The sequence below is a fragment of the Ferrovum sp. genome, from assembly GCF_027317285.1.
Classification (GTDB): Bacteria; Pseudomonadota; Gammaproteobacteria; order Burkholderiales; family Ferrovaceae; genus Ferrovum.
In genome coordinates, this window is sequence record NZ_DAHVHV010000140.1 from 1 (window position 1) to 739 (window position 739).

At 59.4% G+C, this 739-nt stretch carries 1 protein-coding gene; it reads right to left on the reverse strand.

The annotated features are described in order from the left end of the window. On the reverse strand, window positions 1-739 hold a 739-nt coding region (locus tag M6F29_RS11970), incomplete at both ends, for an elongation factor Tu (RefSeq protein ID WP_298160222.1).

Below are 739 nucleotides of genomic sequence, written 5' to 3' on the forward strand. Positions count from 1 at the left end.
GCGACAACCCCGGCGCCCACGGTCCGACCGCCTTCGCGAATCGCAAATCGTAACCCCTCTTCCATCGCAATCGGCGCAATCAACGTCACCGTCACCGACACGTTGTCTCCCGGCATCACCATCTCCGTCCCCTCAGGCAACTCGATCGCCCCCGTCACATCCGTCGTGCGGAAGTAAAACTGCGGACGATACCCCTGGAAAAACGGCGTATGACGCCCTCCCTCATCCTTCGACAACACGTAAATCTCCGCCGTGAACTTGGTGTGCGGCGTGATCGACCCAGGCTTCGCCAACACCTGTCCACGCTCCACATCCTCACGCTTCGTCCCGCGCAACAACACCCCAACATTGTCCCCAGCCTGCCCCTGATCCAGCAACTTGCGGAACATCTCAACCCCGGTACACACCGTCTTCTGCGTGGCCTTCAACCCCACAATCTCGATGTCATCCCCAACCTTCACAATCCCGCGCTCAACCCGACCGGTCACCACCGTCCCGCGCCCGGAAATCGAAAACACATCTTCCACCGGCATCAGAAACGGCCCATCAATCGCGCGCTTCGGCTCGGGAATGTACGTGTCCAGCGCCTCCGCCAACTTCCAGATCGACGGCTCACCAATCTCCGACTGATCCCCTTCCAGCGCCTTCAGCGCACTTCCAACCACAATCGGCGTGTCATCCCCAGGAAAATTGTACTTCGACAACAATTCCCGGACTTCCATCTCCACCAATTCCAGCA